Below are 15,695 nucleotides of genomic sequence, written 5' to 3'. Positions count from 1 at the left end.
TGAGGTTTACAAGTCTTTAACGGTGCGGACCTGATCCTTGTTGATGCGGGTCTGCTTGCCGTCCAATTGTTCGAACTCGTAGAAACCCGAGTCCTTGTCGAATTTAGGAGTGTCGACGGCCTGGATTTCGCGACCGTCATTCAGGGTGATCACTGTTGGCGAGGCGCAACCGGCAAGGGTAGCGAGGCCCAGTGCAAGCATGAGAGCGGCGATGGTCCGTTGAGTCATGAGTGTGTCTCCGAGAGAATACTTTTTTGAGTGCTGACCTTGTGACGTATAAGACGTCGGCAAAGTTCCTTATCCGACGCTCATTCTGACACGCCAAACCCTGGGTGCAACAGCTCCGGTGTATTCAGGTTGGCCAGGCGTGGGTCATCGGCCGGGCATTCAAGCCCGATGCCACCCAGTTGCAGGAGGATCTTGCGCGGGCTGCGCTCACCGGCATCCCAGGCCGCTTCCACGGCGTCGCGCAGGTGGGTGGGGATGATGCAGATCAAGGGTTCCCAGAACTCGCCATGGCGCACCATCAACGGCAATAGCGGATTGCGCTGCACCGTCTGACGCATCTGGGTCAGCAGGTGCACATCAATATTGGGCACATCGCACGGCAAGATCAGCAGGTGCCCATGACGTGCGGCGGCCAGCCCTGCACGGATGCCGGCCAGTGGCCCGGGAAAGTCCGGGCTGTCGTCGCTCACCAGCTGATCGGCGTACGGCGCGTAAAGCGCATGGTTGCGATTGCACGAGATGATCAGGTCATCCGTCAGTGGCCGAGTCAGGTGTTGCAGATGCGCGATAAGGGGCTGGCCGTGCCATTCCAGCAGACCTTTGTCTTGCCCGCCCATTCGCTGGCCACGCCCTCCGGCCAGCAGCAAAATCGAACAGGGCAGGGCTGAAGAATCTGAAGGCATGACGGTTCCGCTGCGGCAGGCAAATAGGGCCCTGTGATATAACATCGGGCTGTTCCTTCGACAACCGGACCGAGCCATGAAAGCCAAGGCTGATGCGCCCTTCGTACCCCTGAACATCGCTGTACTGACCGTCAGCGACACCCGCACCCTAGAAACCGATACCTCAGGCCAGGTCTTCGTCGACCGCCTGACCGCTGCCGGCCACAACCTGGCCGAGCGTGTATTGCTCAAGGACGACCTCTACAAGATCCGCGCCCAGGTGGCCCACTGGATTGCCGAAGACGTCGTGCAAGTGGTGCTGATCACCGGCGGCACCGGCTTCACCGGACGCGACAGCACCCCCGAAGCCGTGAGCTGCCTGCTGGACAAACAGGTCGACGGTTTTGGCGAGCTGTTCCGCCAGATCTCCGTGGCCGATATCGGCACCTCTACTGTGCAGTCCCGCGCCCTGGCCGGCCTGGCCAATGGCACGCTGGTGTGCTGCCTGCCGGGCTCCACCAATGCCGTGCGCACCGGGTGGGACGGCATCCTCGCCGAACAGTTGGACAACCGTCATCGCCCGTGCAACTTCGTGCCGCACCTCAAGCAGGCCGAGCCCTGTGAATCCCGTGGGTAAGCCCGGCAAGACCGGCGCCCTGATGCCGGTGGAACAGGCGCTGCAGCAACTGCTGGACATGGCCGACGCCGCGCCGATCCGTGAACGGCAAAGCCTGCCGCTGGCCGATTGCGATGGGCGCGTGCTGGCCCAGGACCTGGTGTCCACTCTCGACCTGCCGCCATGGCCCAACAGCGCCATGGACGGCTACGCCCTGCGCCTGGCGGACTGGAACGGTGAGCCACTGGTGGTCAGCCAGCGCATCTTCGCTGGCCAGGCACCGCAACCTCTGTCTGCCGGCACCTGCGCGCGGATCTTCACCGGCGCCCCGGTGCCCGAAGGCGCAGACTGCGTCGAAATGCAGGAAAATGCCGTGGTCCACGCCGACGAGCGCGTGAGCTTTAGCGAGCCGTTGCAGTTGCACCAAAACATCCGCCCGCAAGGGCAGGAGACCACCGTCGGCGAGTTGGTGCTGACGGCCGGCACGCGCCTGGGCCCAGTCGAACTCGGCCTCGCGGCTTCCCTGGGGCATGATCGCCTTGACGTGGTACGCCGCCCGCGCGTGGCAGTGCTGTCTACCGGGGATGAGCTGATCGAACCTGGCTTGCCGCTGGGCCCGGGGCAGATCTACAACAGCAATCGCCGCGTGTTGTGCTCGTGGCTGACGCGCATGGGCTGCGAAGTGATCGACGCCGGCATCCTGCCCGACGACCTCGAAAAGACCCGCACACGCCTTGCTGGCTTGGCTGACGTTGACCTGATCCTGTCCACGGGCGGTGTGTCGGTGGGCGAGGCGGACTTCCTCGGCATCGCCCTGCGCGAAGAGGGGGAGCTGGCGCTGTGGAAACTGGCGATCAAACCCGGCAAGCCGCTGACCTTCGGCCACTTTCGCGGTGTGCCAGTGATCGGCCTGCCGGGCAACCCGGCGTCGACCCTGGTGACCTTTGCCTTGCTGGCGCGGCCTTACCTGCTGCGCCGTCAAGGCGTGCAGGACGTGGCGCCGCTGCGGTTCGAAGTGCCGGTAGGGTTCGAGTGGCCCAAGCCGGGCAACCGTCGCGAATACCTGCGCGGCCGCATCGAGCAGGGCAAGGCGATCATCTACCGTAACCAGAGCTCCGGCGTGCTGCGCAGCGCGGCGTGGGCAGAAGGGTTTGTGGAGGTGTTGGAAGGCACGACGCTGACGGTGGGCGATAGCGTCAATTTCATCCCGCTAAGCGAAGTCCTCAACTGACAATAGAGATCTACTGTGGGAGCTGGCTTGCCTGCGATGGCGGTGCATCAGTCATACATAAGGTGACTGACACACCGCCATCGCAGGCAAGCCAGCTCCCACAGTTGGATTTGTGTATGCCTGTGAGAAGTCAGTAATCGTCCCCACGCGCCGTCACATCCCGCTCCACCGGCCCTGCGTCCGGGTCATACCCCACCGGGAACTTGCCTTTCAAGGTCCAGGCAAACGCGATGATCTCCGCCACCGTGCGGTACAACTCCTCCGGGATGCTGTCACCCAATTCCATGCGCGCCAGCAGCTTCACCAGCTCGGCGTTCTCATAGATCGGCACTTCATTTTCCCGCGCCAGTTTCAGGATCGCCTCGGCCAAGGCGTCGTCGCCCTTGGCGGTCAGTGTGGGGGCCTGCTGGCCGTCATACTTGAGGGCGATCGCCTGACGCGGTGGGGTGGTGTTCTTCATGCGGTTTCATCCACCCAGCGTTGCTCCAAGCCAGTTCGCGGCCCGCGTGGCGGCGTGCCGAGGTGGCAATCCAGGTCGCCGACATTGATGCCCGAGGTCACCAGGCGTTCGCGCAGGCTGCCCAAATGGCTTTCGATCAGGCTGGCGGTAAACGGCCGGGACGCCCACAACTGGCTGGAGAGCTTGCCCTGGGTCAGTTGCGCCTGAACCTGCAACGGCCCCAGCGGTTCCATGTCGAAGGCCAGCTCCACGCGCCAGAGCATCTGCTTGGGGTCCTTTTTGTCTTTGCGTTCGGGCTGGTCCTTGTCCGGCGGCGGCTCTTCGCGCTGGAACTTGACCTGCAACGGCACGATGTCCTGCAGGGTGCGCATGGGGATTTCCAACTGCCAGGTGGTCTGCACGCGCCCGTCGGCGGTGGTGCCGGTTTGTTCCAGGCTCGACAGCTGGTGGCTCTGCAGGCGCGAGATGGCCCCGGCGGCCAGGCGCAGCAGGTTTTCCAGGTCGCCTTCGCCTTCCAGCTTGGCCATCAGCCGCTCCGGCAGCGGAAAGCCGGCCGGTGCCTGGCGGGCGCTGACCTGGCCCAGGGTGTTCAGCGGGTTGCGCACAAAATTGGGCAGCACCTGGGCCAGGGTGTTGGCGGCAAGGATCGCATTCAGGTTGGTGGCGGTGGGCAGGGCGGGCAACAGGTCAGCGACCAGGCGCAGCAGCGCGCCTTTCATGTCCAGCGGCGGGATTTGCGGGTTTTGCCCGGCCAGCAATTTGGCTTCGAGAAACGCGCCGCTGTTCTGGATCACCTGCGCCAGCACCTTGGGGTTGCTCACCTGCGACAGGTCGGGCAGCGCGGCGAGCAAGCGCGCGGCAGCCGCGCGCAGGTCGCTGGAGGTGGTGTCGTCGGCGGGCAGGTTCTGCAGAGCGGTGAACACCACGTCCAGCGAGCCCTGGCGGCTTTGCTGGGTGGCGAGTTGCTGCGCCACCGCCAGTTGGTCCTTGAGCCCGCTCAATGGCACGAAATTCAACGTCTGGGTGTCTTGCACCACGGCGCTGAGCAAGCTGCCCACCCGCAGCGGTTGCGGGCTTTCCACGGTCAGGGTCGCGCCGGCCAGGGCGTTACTGAGCACGGTCACCAGCGAGCGGTAGATGGCCGGCTGCGTGGTGCCCTGGGGCAGCATCTGGGTGGTCAGCACCTTGGCCTGCAACAGCGTGCCCACCGGCATTTGCGTGGTGTCGATACGGGTGAGGGCGGCCACATTGGCGCTCAAGGCTTGCTGCAAGGTGATGGTCAGGTTGCCCGTCGGCGTCTGGCTCACGGCCACGTTGCTTCCCAGCGGCAACGGCTGGGCGCTGCTGGCTTGCACCAGGGTCTGGCGGCCGCCTTCCAAGGTCAACTTGAGCAGCAACTGAAACGCATCACCGCCCTGTTTGAGCGCGAGTACCTCGGCGTTCACGGTTTTTCCGGGGTCGATCAAGCCGATCTGCGGTTCCAGCAGTTTCAGCAGCTCACCGGTCGGGGGCAGCGGGGCGGGCCCGGCCACGGGGGCTGGCGGCAGCGTAGGAAGGTTGATCTCACCGGTCATCGTGCGCGTCGTCTCGAAGGAAATTGCCCTCTTTAGAGTAGGGCATCGCATGTATAATGCCGCCCGTCTACAAAGAGAGCGGTAAAAACCTCACAACTATTTGATCCAGCTCTCTAAAATCGGTCGCCAAAGCCGTTATTGTGCATTTCTCTTTAACGGCCGCTGCACCGCCGACTTGAACCGTAAAGGCCCGCGATCTTTTGACCAGCCCTCTTCTTGAAGCCGTAGCGCTTTCCTGTGAACGCGACCTGCGCCTGTTGTTCGAGCACCTCGAACTGCGGCTGACGGGTGGTGACATGGTGCAGGTCAGCGGCCCCAACGGCAGCGGCAAGACCAGTTTGCTGCGCCTGCTGGCCGGGTTGATGCAGCCGACGGCAGGTGTTGTGCGGCTCAATGGCAAGCCGCTCAACGAACAACGCACTGAGTTGGCGCGCAACCTCGTCTGGATCGGCCACGCCGCGGGCATCAAGGACGTGCTCACCGCCGAAGAAAACCTCAGCTGGCTGAGCGCCCTGCATCATCCCGCGTCCCGCGACGCTATTTGGCAAGCCCTGGCCGCTGTCGGTCTCAAGGGCTTCGAAGACGTTCCCTGCCACACCCTGTCTGCCGGCCAACAGCGCCGCGTGGCCCTGGCGCGTTTGTACCTGCCGGGCCCGCCGCTGTGGATCCTCGACGAACCCTTCACCGCCCTGGATAAGCAAGGCGTGGCCCAGCTCGAAGAACACCTGGCCCAGCATTGCGAAAAGGGCGGGCTGGTGCTGCTCACCACCCATCACACCCTCAATCGCACGCCTGCCGGTTACCGTGACCTGGACCTGGGAAGGTGGTCGGCATGAGCGTATTCGCCCTGTTGGTCGCCCGCGAAGCGCGGCTGTTGTGTCGCCGCCCGGCCGAACTGGCCAACCCATTGGTGTTCTTCGCGATTGTCATCGCCCTGTTCCCGCTGGCGGTGGGCCCCGAGACTAAACTGTTGCAAACCTTGTCCCCGGGACTGGTGTGGGTGGCGGCGCTTTTATCGGTTCTGCTCTCGCTGGACGGGCTGTTTCGCAGTGATTTCGAAGACGGTTCCCTTGAACAGTGGGTCCTTTCGTCGCACCCCTTGCCACTTCTGGTGCTGGCCAAGGTGCTGGCACACTGGGTTTTTTCCGGCTTGGCGCTAGTCTTGCTTTCGCCACTGTTGGCGATGATGCTGGGCTTGCCCGTCGAGTGCTTGCCGGTGCTGCTTCTATCCTTGTTGCTCGGTACGCCGGTGCTCAGCCTGTTGGGGGCGGTGGGCGCAGCGTTGACCGTCGGTTTAAAGCGGGGCGGCCTGTTGCTGGCCCTGCTGATTCTGCCTTTGTATATCCCGGTGTTGATCCTGGGCAGCGGCGCCTTGCAGGCCGCGCTCATGGGCATGCCGGCGACCGGTTACCTCCTGTGGCTTGGTAGCCTGACCGCCCTGGCGGTAACCCTGACACCCTTTGCTATAGCGGCCGGCCTGAAGATCAGCGTCGGTGAATAATGAGGTCTGACCAAGCGTTATGTCTTAGTCAGTAAAGACCCTGAGTTTCCTGCAATGACAGGAAGCCACCGTGATGGAAACAGCAATGAACTGGACCTGGTTTCACAAGCTCGGCTCGCCCAAATGGTTTTATGGCATCAGCGGCACGCTACTGCCGTGGCTGAGCATCGCTGCCGCCGTGTTGATTGGCATCGGCCTGGTCTGGGGCCTGGCCTTCGCGCCACCGGACTACCAGCAAGGCAACAGTTTTCGCATCATCTATATCCACGTTCCCGCCGCGATGCTGGCCCAGTCCTGCTACGTGATGCTGGCCGTGTGCGGCATCGTCGGCCTGGTGTGGAAGATGAAGCTCGCCGACGTGGCCCTGCAATGCGCCGCGCCCATCGGTGCCTGGATGACCGCCGTGGCGCTGGTCACCGGCGCGATCTGGGGCAAACCCACCTGGGGTTCGTGGTGGGTGTGGGACGCGCGGCTCACGTCCATGTTGATCCTGCTGTTCCTGTACTTCGGCCTGATCGCCCTGGGCAACGCCATCAGCAATCGCGACAGCGCCGCCAAGGCTTGCGCCGTGCTGGCCATTGTCGGCGTGATCAACATCCCGATCATCAAGTACTCGGTGGAGTGGTGGAACACCCTGCACCAGGGCGCCACCTTCACCCTCACCGAAAAACCGGCCATGCCCGTGGAAATGTGGGCGCCGTTGCTGCTGATGGTGCTGGGGTTCTACTGCTTCTTCGGCGCCGTACTGCTGATGCGCATGCGCCTTGAAGTGCTCAAGCGTGAAGCCCGCGCCAGTTGGGTCAAGGCCGAAGTGCAAACCTGCCTGGGAGCCCGTGGATGAGCTTTGCGTCTTTCAGTGATTTTCTAGCCATGGGCCATCATGGCCTGTACGTCTGGACGGCCTATGGCATCTGCCTGACGGTGCTGGCCCTCAACGTGGCCGCGCCGATCCTGGCCCGCAAGCGTTACCTGCAACAAGAGGCGCGTCGTCTGCGCCGGGAGACCGAAAAGTGAATCCGCTGCGTAGAAAGCGTCTGTTGATCATCCTTGCCATCCTGGCCGGCGTCGGCATTGCCGTGGCCCTGGCCTTGAGCGCCCTGCAGCAGAACATCAACCTGTTCTACACCCCGACCCAGATCGCCAATGGCGAAGCCCCACTGGACACACGCATCCGCGCCGGTGGCATGGTGGAGAAGGGCTCGCTCAAACGCTCCCCCGACTCACTCGACGTGACCTTCGTGGTCACCGACTTCAACAAGGCTGTGACCATCACCTACCGCGGCATCCTCCCGGACCTGTTCCGCGAAGGCCAGGGCATCGTCGCCCTGGGCAAGCTCAACGCCGACGGCGTGGTGGTGGCCGACGAAGTGCTGGCCAAGCACGATGAGAAATACATGCCGCCGGAAGTGACCAAGGCCCTCAAAGACAGCGGCCAATCCGCGCCAACGCCCGCCAAGGAGGGCTAAGCCATGACGTCCGCATTGTTTATTCCAGAACTTGGCCAGTTGGCGATGATCCTCGCCCTGTGCTTTGCCATTGTGCAGGCCGTGGTGCCGTTGCTTGGCGCGTGGCGCGGTGACCGCTTGTGGATGAGCCTGGCGCAACCGGCTGCCTGGGGCCAGTTTGCGTTCCTGTTGTTCGCCTTCGGCTGCCTCACCTACGCCTTCATGACCGACGATTTTTCCGTCGCCTATGTGGCCAATAACTCCAACAGCGCACTGCCCTGGTACTACAAGTTCAGCGCCGTGTGGGGTGCTCACGAAGGTTCGTTGCTGCTGTGGGCGTTGATCCTCGGCGGCTGGACCTTCGCCGTGTCGGTGTTCTCGCGCCAACTGCCACAAGTGATGCTGGCACGGGTGCTGGCGGTGATGGGCATGATCAGCATCGGCTTCCTGCTGTTCCTGATCATGACCTCCAACCCGTTCAGCCGCATCCTGCCGCAGATCCCGGCGGACGGGCACGACCTCAACCCGTTGCTGCAAGACATCGGCCTGATCGTGCACCCGCCGATGCTCTACATGGGCTACGTCGGTTTCTCCGTGGCCTTTGCCTTCGCCATCGCCGCCTTGCTCGGCGGGCGTCTTGACGCCGCCTGGGCGCGCTGGTCGCGACCGTGGACCATCGTCGCCTGGGCGTTCCTCGGCATCGGTATCACCCTGGGCTCGTGGTGGGCCTACTACGAACTCGGCTGGGGCGGCTGGTGGTTCTGGGACCCGGTGGAAAACGCCTCCTTCATGCCCTGGCTGGTGGGCACGGCGCTGATTCACTCGCTGGCCGTCACCGAAAAACGTGGCGTGTTCAAGAGCTGGACCGTGTTGCTGGCCATCGCGGCGTTTTCCCTCAGCCTGCTCGGTACCTTCCTCGTGCGTTCGGGTGTATTGACGTCGGTGCACGCGTTCGCGTCCGACCCGGAGCGCGGCATTTTCATCCTGATCTTTCTGCTGTTTGTGGTCGGCGGCTCGCTCACGCTGTTCGCCCTGCGCGCGCCGGTGGTCAAGAGCCAGGTCGGCTTCAACCTGTGGTCGCGGGAAACCCTGCTGCTGGGCAATAACCTGGTGCTGGTGGTGGCCGCGTCGATGATCCTGCTCGGCACCCTGTACCCGTTGGTGCTGGACGCCTTGAGCGGCGCCAAGCTGTCCGTCGGCCCGCCGTACTTCAACGCGTTGTTTATCCCGCTGATGGGGCTGTTGATGGTGGTGATGGCCATCGGCGTGCTGGTGCGCTGGAAAGACACCCCGGTGAAATGGCTGGCAGGCATGTTGATGCCGGTGCTGCTGGGCAGCGTGGCATTGGCGGTGATCGCCGGTGTGGCTTACGGCGACTTCAACTGGGCGGTGCTGGCTACCTTCCTGCTGGCGGCGTGGGTGTTGCTGGCCGGCGTGCGCGACATCGTCGACAAAACCCGGCACAAAGGCCTGATCAAGGGCCTGCCAAGCCTGACCCGCAGCTATTGGGGCATGCAGGTCGCCCACATCGGCATCGCCGTGTGCGCTCTGGGCGTGGTGCTCTCCAGCCAGAACAGCGCTGAGCGTGACCTGCGCCTCGCGCCGGGCGAGTCCATGGACTTGGCCGGTTACCACTTCATCTTTGAAGGCGCCAAGCACTTCGAAGGCCCTAACTTCACCTCCGACAAAGGCACCGTGCGCGTCGTACGCAACGGCAAGGAAGTGGCGGTGCTGCACCCGGAAAAACGCCTGTACACCGTGCAGAGTTCGATGATGACCGAGGCCGGTATCGACGCCGGTTTCACCCGGGACCTCTATGTGGCACTGGGTGAACCGCTGGGCGACGGTGCCTGGGCTGTGCGCGTACATGTGAAGCCGTTTGTACGCTGGATCTGGTTCGGTGGTTTGCTCACCGGTTTTGGCGGTTTGCTCGCCGCGCTGGACCGGCGTTATCGGGTCAAGGTCAAGAGCCGGGTGCGTGAAGCCCTCGGCCTGCAGGGAGCGGCGGTATGAAGCGTTGGCAGTTGGCTATGCCTCTAGTGATGTTTCTGCTGGTGGCTGTATTTCTTTATCGAGGCTTATACCTGGACCCGGCCGAGCTGCCTTCGGCGATGATCGGCAAGCCATTCCCGGCCTTCAGCCTGCCGACGGTGCAGGGCGACAAGACCCTGACCCAGGCCGACCTGCTGGGCAAGCCGGCGCTGGTCAACGTGTGGGGCACCTGGTGCATCTCCTGCCGCGTCGAACACCCGGTGCTGAACAAGCTGGCCGAGAAGGGCGTGGTGATCTACGGCATCAACTACAAGGACGACAACGCTGCCGCGTTGAAGTGGCTGGCCGAATTCCACAACCCGTACCAGCTGGATATTCGCGATGAAGACGGCAACCTCGGACTGAACCTCGGCGTGTACGGCGCTCCGGAAACCTTCTTCATCGACGCCAAAGGCGTGATCCGCGACAAGTACGTGGGCGTGATCGACGAAGTGGTGTGGCGCGAGCAACTGGCCGCCAAGTACCAGGCCCTGGTCGATGAGGCCAAGCCATGAAGCGCCTGTTAGCCGCTGCCGTGCTGGCGTTGGGTTTGGCGGGCGTGGCCCACGCCGCCATCGACACCTATGAATTCGCCAACGATGCCGAGCGCGAACGTTTCCGCGACCTGACCAAGGAACTGCGCTGCCCCAAGTGCCAGAACCAGGACATCGCCGACTCCAACGCGCCCATCGCCGCCGACTTGCGCAAAGAGATCTTCCGCATGCTGGGGGAGGGCAAGGACAACCAGCAGATCATCGAATTCATGGTGGACCGCTACGGTGATTTCGTGCGCTACAAACCGGCCCTCACCGGCAAGACCGCGCTGCTCTGGTTCGGCCCGGCCGGGTTGTTGCTGGCCGGTGTGGGGGTGATGGCCGTGATCGTGCGCCGCCGCCGCGCCGCGCCGACTGATGGTTCCGACGCGCTCTCCCTCGATGAACGCAAACGCCTCGACCAACTGCTGGACACCAAGACTGATGATTGATTTTTGGCTTGCAGCAGGGTTGCTGCTCCTGATTGCCCTGAGTTTCCTGTTGATCCCTGTACTGCGCGACCGCCGCGCCCAACGTGAAGAGGACCGCACGGCGCTGAACGTGGCGCTGTACCAGGAGCGTGTGGCCGAGCTGCAAGTGCAGCAGGACGAAGGCGTGCTCAACGCCGCGCAACTCGACACCGGCCGCGCCGAAGCCGCCCGCGAACTGTTGGCCGACACCGAAGGCGTGGAAAAACCCCGTGAATCGCGTCTGGGCAAGCCGTTGCCACTGTTGGCGGCGTTTCTGGTGCCGGTGCTTGGCGTTGCGCTGTACCTGCATTACGGGGCGAGCGACAAGGTCGAGCTGACCCGCGAATTCTCCCAGCCGCCGGTGTCCATGCAAGACATGACCCAGCGCCTGGAGCGCGCCGCCGCGGCCCAGCCGGACTCGGCCGAAGGCTTGTACTTCCTCGGTCGCGCCTACATGGCCCAGGACCGTTCCGCCGATGCCGCCAAAGTCTTCGAGCGCACCGTGGCCCTGGCCGGTCGCCAGCCGGAACTGCTCGGCCAGTGGGCCCAGGCCCAGTACTTCGCCGACAACAAACAGTGGTCGCCCAAGGTTCAGGCGCTGACCGACGAGGCGTTGAAGCTGGACCCGAAAGAAGTCACTAGCCTGGGCCTGTTAGGCATCGCGGCCTTTGAGGGTCAGCGTTACCAGGAAGCCATCGACTACTGGAACCGCCTGCTGGCCCAACTGCCACCGGAAGATAATTCTCGTGCAGCGCTGCAAGGCGGTATCGACCGGGCTGCCGAAAAGCTCAAGGAAAGCGGCGGCACTGTCGCTCAAAAAGCGCTGATGAAAGTGCGTGTGGATTTATCCGCCGACGTGAAGGCCAAGGCCCTGCCCACCGACAGCGTGTTCATCTTCGCCCGCGCCGTCAGTGGCCCGCCTGCGCCATTGGCGGCCAAACGTGTCACCGTCGCCGAACTGCCGATCACCGTGGAACTGGGCGATGCCGACGCGATGATGCCGCAGTTGAAACTGTCGAACTTCCCCGAAGTCCAACTGGTTGCACGCCTATCCCGGGCAGGTCTTCCGACCGCTGGCGAGTGGATCGGCCGCAGCCAACCCTTGGCCAGCAGCACCACTGCCTTGCAGCAGCTGACCATCGACAGTCCGGATCAGTAATTTCGAGGAAACGCCTATGACCGCACTTGCACGCCTTACCCTGCTCAGCCTGATCGTGGGCCTGAGCGCTTGTGCGGTCCACCGGCCTCCGTCGCCTACCGGCCCGACCATCCCGCCGTCAGGGCCGTCGACCCAACCGAGCACCAAGCCTTCCGGCCCGGTCACGCCAGCACCGAAGCCGGTGCCCACCTCGTCACCGACCTTCGCCCCGCCCCCGGGCGCCGCCAGCCACTGGGACGGCAAGATGCAGGTGTATGTGCTCGACGACCAGCCCGACACCTTCTACCGCCAGCGCACCTACTACCGCTGGAGCAACGGCTGGAGCCGCTCGATCAGCCCGAACGGGCCGTGGGAAGAGACCAGCGTACAGGGCGTGCCGCCCGGGTTGAGCAAGCAGTACGCGCAATAAAAAAAGGCGACCTATTACAGGTCGCCTTTTTTGCGCTTTGAAATCCAATCTCTCAAACACTGGAGATCAAATATGGGAGCCTTTTGATCCGGGATTTATGCCAGCTCTTGAGCCCTGCGTGGCGCACCCAGCCAATGGATACATCCCGCAAGTACCCCCAGCACAACGCCAAACTCCACCACCCCGACCCAGCCAAACTGCGCCATCAACCCACCACTCACCGTCGCGCCAATCGCCCCACCGACAAAAGTGGCGGTCATGTACAAACTGTTGATCCGCCCCTGAGCCTTCGGGTCCACCGCAAATGCCCGGCTCTGGTTCGCCACCAACCCCGCCTGCACGCCGATATCCAGCACAATTACCCCGATTACCAGCAAGATCAGCGACGCTTGCGCCCCCGCCAGCAACAAAAAGGCCAATGTCACGATGCCGACGCTGGCCCCGATCACCCTGCGGCAACCCAGCCTGTCCGCCGCCCGCCCCCCATACGAGGCCGCAAACGCCCCCACCGCGCCGATAATCCCGAACGCCCCGGCCCACGCACTGCCCAAGTGCCACGGCCCGTTAGCCAGCAACCCCGCCAGGTTCACCCAGAACGCGTTGAAGCACGCCCACAACAGCGCCTGCACCATCATCGACTGGCGGATCTGGCTGTTGTCGCGCATCAATGGCCACAGTGAAGCCAGCAGGCGAGGGTAGGACAGGTTGCTGCTCGGCACGCCCGGTGGCAGCAAGCTGGCCGCGATACACCACACCGGGATCATGAACGCCGCTTCCATCGCGTACACCGCGCGCCAGCCATAGACCTCGCCCACCACGCCGCTGATCGTGCGACCCAGCAGAATCCCCAGCATGATCCCGCTGACCACCGTGCCCACATTGCGCCCGCGTTCGTGGGGCTGGGACATCACCGCCGCGAACGGCACCAGGTGTTGTGGCACGCAGCTCACCATTCCTAAACCAAACGACGCGCCAATCAACGCCCCGATACTTGGCGCAAACGCCGCCGCCAGGGCAAAACAGAACGCCAGCGCGATCTGGCCCAGCACCAGCTTGCGCCGGTCAAAACGGTCGCCCATCGGCAGCAGTAGCGCTAGCCCGGTGGCAAAGCCCAGCAAGGCTGCGCCCGCCACCAGATTGACCGTCGACACCGCCACGGCCATGTCCGAAGCAATCAGCGGCAACACGGGTTGAGTGCAATAAATGTTGGTGACCACCGCGCCGGCGATCACCGCCATCATGATGATCTTGCCTCGCGGCGGATGACTCTCGGCTGTGCTCATGGCGTGCTCCATAGGGTTGCAGGGGATGAGTGGCCAACCTTACGCAGTCGCATTTATGTCGATAATCCCCTAGGATCGAGAATCATCCTTCCATAATTTGATAGAGCGCCATGAACCGTCTTGAGTCGATGTCCGTGTTTGTCGCAGTGGTGGAAGCGGGCAGCTTGTCGGCCGCCGCTCGCCAGCTCGACATGCCCCTGGCCACCGTCAGCCGCAAGGTGGCGGAGCTGGAAGCTCATCTCAAATCCCGCCTGTTGCACCGCACCACACGGCAACTGTCGTTGACCGATGTAGGGGCTTCCTACCTGACGGCCTGCCGGCGCATTCTCGAAGACATCGGCGAAGCCGAGCGCGCGGCCACCGGCGAATACGCGCAGCCCAAGGGCGAGTTGGTGGTGACCGCGCCTATCGTCTTCGGGCGGCTGCACATCGTGCCGGTGGTGGCAGAGTTTCTCGCGCAGTACCCCGAGATCAGCGTCAATCTGATGCTCACCGACCGCGTGGTGCATTTGATGGAAGAGCAGTGCGACGTGGCTGTGCGCATTGGTGAATTGCCCGACAGCTCGCTCAAGGCGGTGCCCGTGGGCACGGTGCGGCGCGTGGTGTGCGCCAGCCCCCGCTACCTGAAAACTCACGGCGAACCGGCCAGGCCACAGGATCTGGCGGATCACAGTTGCATCACCTTCGACGTGCTCGCCTCGGTGGGCGCCTGGGTATTTGGAAGTGGCAAATCGGAACAGACCGTGCCCGTGCGTTCTCGGCTGTCGGTGAACACGGCGCAAGCGGCGATTGCGGCGGCGACGCTGGGCGTTGGCATGATTCGGGTGTTGTCGTATCAAGTGGCGGATGCGCTGCAAAAGGGCGAGTTGCAGGTGCTGCTGCAGCCCTATGAGTCGGCTGCACTGCCCATCAGCCTGGTGCACAAAGGCCAGGCCCCGCTGCCATTAAAAGTGCGCGCATTCCTGGACTTCGTCACTCCGCGACTGCGCGCCCGCGAAGCCAACGTACACCCCCGGTAAAAGCCGGCTTGCCGGCGATGGCGGAATATCAACCACCTATTCGTCAACTGACCCACCTCTATCGCCGGCAAGCCAGCTCAAGGCTGCAGTGACCTTTCAACCTTTCACAAAACCTTCATCGAACCGACCCCCTGCAGTCATGTGCAAGTCATAGGGCTGACACAGCCCGCGCCTACTGTCGTTTGAACTCAACCGCAGCCACCTTTGGCTGTTCAAACAAGACAGAGAAGCCCATGACTCACGCTATCCATGTCGATCACTTGAACAAGACCTTTGCGAAGAAATCCGCACTGGTCGACCTCGAACTCACCATTGATGCCGGTGAGATGGTCGCGCTGATCGGCGCTTCCGGTTCCGGCAAGTCCACGCTGCTGCGCCACTTGGCGGGCCTGGCGTGCTGCGACAAGAGCAATGGTGGCAGCGTCAAGGTGCTGGGCCGGGAAGTGCAGGCCAGCGGACGGTTGAATGGCAAGGTACGGCGGTTGCGCGCAGACATCGGCTACATCTTCCAGCAGTTCAACCTGGTCAACCGCCTGAGCGTGCTCGACAACGTGCTGCTCGGCTGCCTGGGGCGCATGCCGCGCTGGCGCGGCAACCTCGGCCTGTTCAATGCCGAAGAGAAGGCCTTTGCCCTCGAATCCCTGGCCCGCGTGGGCCTGGCCGACCTGGCCGAGCAACGTGCCTCCACGTTGTCTGGCGGCCAGCAGCAGCGCGTGGCGATTGCCCGTGCGCTGACCCAGCGCGCCGAAGTGATCCTCGCCGACGAGCCGATCGCCTCCCTGGACCCGGAGTCGGCGCGCAAGGTCATGGAGATCCTCGCCGACATCAACCGCCGCGATGGCAAGACCGTGGTGGTGACCCTGCATCAAGTCGATTACGCCGTGCGTTATTGCCCGCGTGCCGTGGCGCTCAAGGGCGGGCGCATTCATTTCGACGGGCAGGGCAGCGCCATGAGCAGCCACTTCCTCAATGATTTGTACGGTGCCGATGTCGACACCAGCCTGATGTTTTCCGACCAGTCCCGCGCCACCGCCGCCACGCCTCGGCTGGCCCTGGCACGCGCTTGAAACCCTA

The 15,695-nt window shown here is 63.5% G+C and carries 19 protein-coding genes; 14 read left to right on the top strand and 5 right to left on the bottom strand.

Annotated elements, in window-relative coordinates; translation table 11 throughout:
* Positions 1-6: 6 nt before the first annotated feature.
* Together ACVWVP_RS09610 and mobA are read right to left on the bottom strand one after the other, a co-directional pair.
* On the bottom strand, positions 7-228 hold the full coding sequence (locus ACVWVP_RS09610) for a YgdI/YgdR family lipoprotein (RefSeq protein WP_016978480.1): 222 nt from the start codon (positions 226-228) through the stop codon (positions 7-9).
* An 80-nt stretch (positions 229-308) separates the two neighbouring features.
* A complete protein-coding gene (gene mobA, locus ACVWVP_RS09605) occupies positions 309-911 on the bottom strand; it encodes a molybdenum cofactor guanylyltransferase MobA (RefSeq protein WP_457405448.1) in 603 nt (200 codons plus the stop codon).
* 76 nt (positions 912-987) lie between these two features.
* On the opposite strand from mobA, the gene moaB reads away from it, so the two are divergent.
* Both moaB and ACVWVP_RS09595 read left to right on the top strand, forming a co-directional pair.
* Positions 988-1,527 (top strand): molybdenum cofactor biosynthesis protein B, encoded by a 540-nt coding sequence (moaB, locus tag ACVWVP_RS09600; protein WP_025857889.1) that lies wholly within the window; start codon positions 988-990, stop codon positions 1,525-1,527.
* On the top strand, positions 1,511-2,737 hold the full coding sequence (locus ACVWVP_RS09595) for a molybdopterin molybdotransferase MoeA (RefSeq protein WP_457405444.1): 1,227 nt from the start codon (positions 1,511-1,513) through the stop codon (positions 2,735-2,737). Before moaB ends, ACVWVP_RS09595 begins: the two co-directional genes overlap by 17 nt.
* A 130-nt stretch (positions 2,738-2,867) precedes the next feature.
* Here the strand turns inward: ACVWVP_RS09595 and ACVWVP_RS09590 are convergent, their stop codons facing one another.
* Positions 2,868-3,197 carry an EscU/YscU/HrcU family type III secretion system export apparatus switch protein gene (locus ACVWVP_RS09590; RefSeq protein ID WP_259173285.1) on the bottom strand — a complete coding sequence of 110 codons (330 nt, stop codon included), beginning with the start codon at positions 3,195-3,197 and terminating at the stop codon, positions 2,868-2,870.
* The gene (fliK, locus tag ACVWVP_RS09585) at positions 3,194-4,771 is read right to left on the bottom strand and encodes a flagellar hook-length control protein FliK (protein WP_457405442.1); all 1,578 of its coding nucleotides are present in this window, start codon (positions 4,769-4,771) and stop codon (positions 3,194-3,196) included. The genes ACVWVP_RS09590 and fliK overlap by 4 nt, the downstream gene beginning before the upstream one ends.
* Positions 4,772-4,971: 200 nt before the next feature.
* Between fliK and ccmA the strand changes: the two genes are divergently transcribed.
* The 10 genes from ccmA to ACVWVP_RS09535 all read left to right on the top strand — a co-directional run bounded on the left by ccmA (position 4,972) and on the right by ACVWVP_RS09535 (position 12,319).
* Positions 4,972-5,607: a cytochrome c biogenesis heme-transporting ATPase CcmA gene (gene ccmA / locus ACVWVP_RS09580; RefSeq protein WP_178925056.1), complete on the top strand. Its 636-nt coding sequence runs from the start codon at positions 4,972-4,974 to the stop codon at positions 5,605-5,607.
* Positions 5,604-6,272 carry a heme exporter protein CcmB gene (gene ccmB / locus ACVWVP_RS09575; RefSeq protein ID WP_014717701.1) on the top strand — a complete coding sequence of 223 codons (669 nt, stop codon included), beginning with the start codon at positions 5,604-5,606 and terminating at the stop codon, positions 6,270-6,272. Before ccmA ends, ccmB begins: the two co-directional genes overlap by 4 nt.
* Positions 6,273-6,357: 85 nt before the next feature.
* Positions 6,358-7,113 carry a heme ABC transporter permease gene (locus ACVWVP_RS09570; RefSeq protein WP_178925073.1) on the top strand — a complete coding sequence of 252 codons (756 nt, stop codon included), beginning with the start codon at positions 6,358-6,360 and terminating at the stop codon, positions 7,111-7,113.
* Positions 7,110-7,286, top strand: coding sequence for a heme exporter protein CcmD (ccmD, locus tag ACVWVP_RS09565; RefSeq protein ID WP_176998216.1), 177 nt, complete (start codon positions 7,110-7,112; stop codon positions 7,284-7,286). The genes ACVWVP_RS09570 and ccmD overlap by 4 nt, the downstream gene beginning before the upstream one ends.
* Positions 7,283-7,738, top strand: a complete 456-nt coding sequence (ccmE, locus tag ACVWVP_RS09560; protein ID WP_178925059.1) for a cytochrome c maturation protein CcmE — start codon at positions 7,283-7,285, stop codon at positions 7,736-7,738. Before ccmD ends, ccmE begins: the two co-directional genes overlap by 4 nt.
* A 3-nt stretch (positions 7,739-7,741) precedes the next feature.
* On the top strand, positions 7,742-9,730 hold the full coding sequence (locus tag ACVWVP_RS09555) for a heme lyase CcmF/NrfE family subunit (RefSeq protein ID WP_178925061.1): 1,989 nt from the start codon (positions 7,742-7,744) through the stop codon (positions 9,728-9,730).
* On the top strand, positions 9,727-10,263 hold the full coding sequence (locus ACVWVP_RS09550) for a DsbE family thiol:disulfide interchange protein (protein ID WP_457405437.1): 537 nt from the start codon (positions 9,727-9,729) through the stop codon (positions 10,261-10,263). The genes ACVWVP_RS09555 and ACVWVP_RS09550 overlap by 4 nt, the downstream gene beginning before the upstream one ends.
* Positions 10,260-10,733 (top strand): cytochrome c-type biogenesis protein, encoded by a 474-nt coding sequence (locus tag ACVWVP_RS09545; protein WP_457405434.1) that lies wholly within the window; start codon positions 10,260-10,262, stop codon positions 10,731-10,733. Before ACVWVP_RS09550 ends, ACVWVP_RS09545 begins: the two co-directional genes overlap by 4 nt.
* Positions 10,726-11,910, top strand: coding sequence for a c-type cytochrome biogenesis protein CcmI (gene ccmI / locus ACVWVP_RS09540; RefSeq protein ID WP_176998213.1), 1,185 nt, complete (start codon positions 10,726-10,728; stop codon positions 11,908-11,910). The genes ACVWVP_RS09545 and ccmI overlap by 8 nt, the downstream gene beginning before the upstream one ends.
* Before the next feature lie 16 nt (positions 11,911-11,926).
* Entirely contained in the window at positions 11,927-12,319 is a 393-nt protein-coding gene (locus tag ACVWVP_RS09535) for a hypothetical protein (protein ID WP_178925067.1), read from the top strand.
* A gap of 95 nt (positions 12,320-12,414) precedes the next feature.
* On the opposite strand, the gene ACVWVP_RS09530 is transcribed toward ACVWVP_RS09535, so the two are convergent.
* A complete protein-coding gene (locus ACVWVP_RS09530; RefSeq protein ID WP_457405431.1) occupies positions 12,415-13,602 on the bottom strand; it encodes an MFS transporter in 1,188 nt (395 codons plus the stop codon).
* Between the two features lie 110 nt (positions 13,603-13,712).
* On the opposite strand from ACVWVP_RS09530, the gene ACVWVP_RS09525 reads away from it, so the two are divergent.
* Positions 13,713-14,621 carry a LysR family transcriptional regulator gene (locus ACVWVP_RS09525; protein WP_457405428.1) on the top strand — a complete coding sequence of 303 codons (909 nt, stop codon included), beginning with the start codon at positions 13,713-13,715 and terminating at the stop codon, positions 14,619-14,621.
* A gap of 233 nt (positions 14,622-14,854) precedes the next feature.
* A complete protein-coding gene (gene phnC / locus ACVWVP_RS09520; RefSeq protein ID WP_176998209.1) occupies positions 14,855-15,688 on the top strand; it encodes a phosphonate ABC transporter ATP-binding protein in 834 nt (277 codons plus the stop codon).
* Positions 15,689-15,695: the final 7 nt, after the last annotated feature.

The organism is Pseudomonas sp. TE24901 (assembly GCF_054058375.1).
The sequence above is the reverse complement of the archived record's forward strand: the minus strand, read 5'-3'. Positions and strand labels throughout refer to the sequence as shown.

Coding starts and splice junctions, on each gene's coding strand:
- ACVWVP_RS09610 (WP_016978480.1), bottom strand. CDS start 228: ATGACTCAACGGACCATCGCCGCTCTCATGCTTGCACTGGGCCTCGCT.
- mobA (WP_457405448.1), bottom strand. CDS start 911: ATGCCTTCAGATTCTTCAGCCCTGCCCTGTTCGATTTTGCTGCTGGCC.
- moaB (WP_025857889.1), top strand. CDS start 988: ATGAAAGCCAAGGCTGATGCGCCCTTCGTACCCCTGAACATCGCTGTA.
- ACVWVP_RS09590 (WP_259173285.1), bottom strand. CDS start 3,197: ATGAAGAACACCACCCCACCGCGTCAGGCGATCGCCCTCAAGTATGAC.
- fliK (WP_457405442.1), bottom strand. CDS start 4,771: ATGACCGGTGAGATCAACCTTCCTACGCTGCCGCCAGCCCCCGTGGCC.
- ccmB (WP_014717701.1), top strand. CDS start 5,604: ATGAGCGTATTCGCCCTGTTGGTCGCCCGCGAAGCGCGGCTGTTGTGT.
- ACVWVP_RS09570 (WP_178925073.1), top strand. CDS start 6,358: ATGAACTGGACCTGGTTTCACAAGCTCGGCTCGCCCAAATGGTTTTAT.
- ccmD (WP_176998216.1), top strand. CDS start 7,110: ATGAGCTTTGCGTCTTTCAGTGATTTTCTAGCCATGGGCCATCATGGC.
- ACVWVP_RS09555 (WP_178925061.1), top strand. CDS start 7,742: ATGACGTCCGCATTGTTTATTCCAGAACTTGGCCAGTTGGCGATGATC.
- ACVWVP_RS09550 (WP_457405437.1), top strand. CDS start 9,727: ATGAAGCGTTGGCAGTTGGCTATGCCTCTAGTGATGTTTCTGCTGGTG.
- ACVWVP_RS09545 (WP_457405434.1), top strand. CDS start 10,260: ATGAAGCGCCTGTTAGCCGCTGCCGTGCTGGCGTTGGGTTTGGCGGGC.
- ccmI (WP_176998213.1), top strand. CDS start 10,726: ATGATTGATTTTTGGCTTGCAGCAGGGTTGCTGCTCCTGATTGCCCTG.
- ACVWVP_RS09535 (WP_178925067.1), top strand. CDS start 11,927: ATGACCGCACTTGCACGCCTTACCCTGCTCAGCCTGATCGTGGGCCTG.
- ACVWVP_RS09530 (WP_457405431.1), bottom strand. CDS start 13,602: ATGAGCACAGCCGAGAGTCATCCGCCGCGAGGCAAGATCATCATGATG.
- ACVWVP_RS09525 (WP_457405428.1), top strand. CDS start 13,713: ATGAACCGTCTTGAGTCGATGTCCGTGTTTGTCGCAGTGGTGGAAGCG.
- phnC (WP_176998209.1), top strand. CDS start 14,855: ATGACTCACGCTATCCATGTCGATCACTTGAACAAGACCTTTGCGAAG.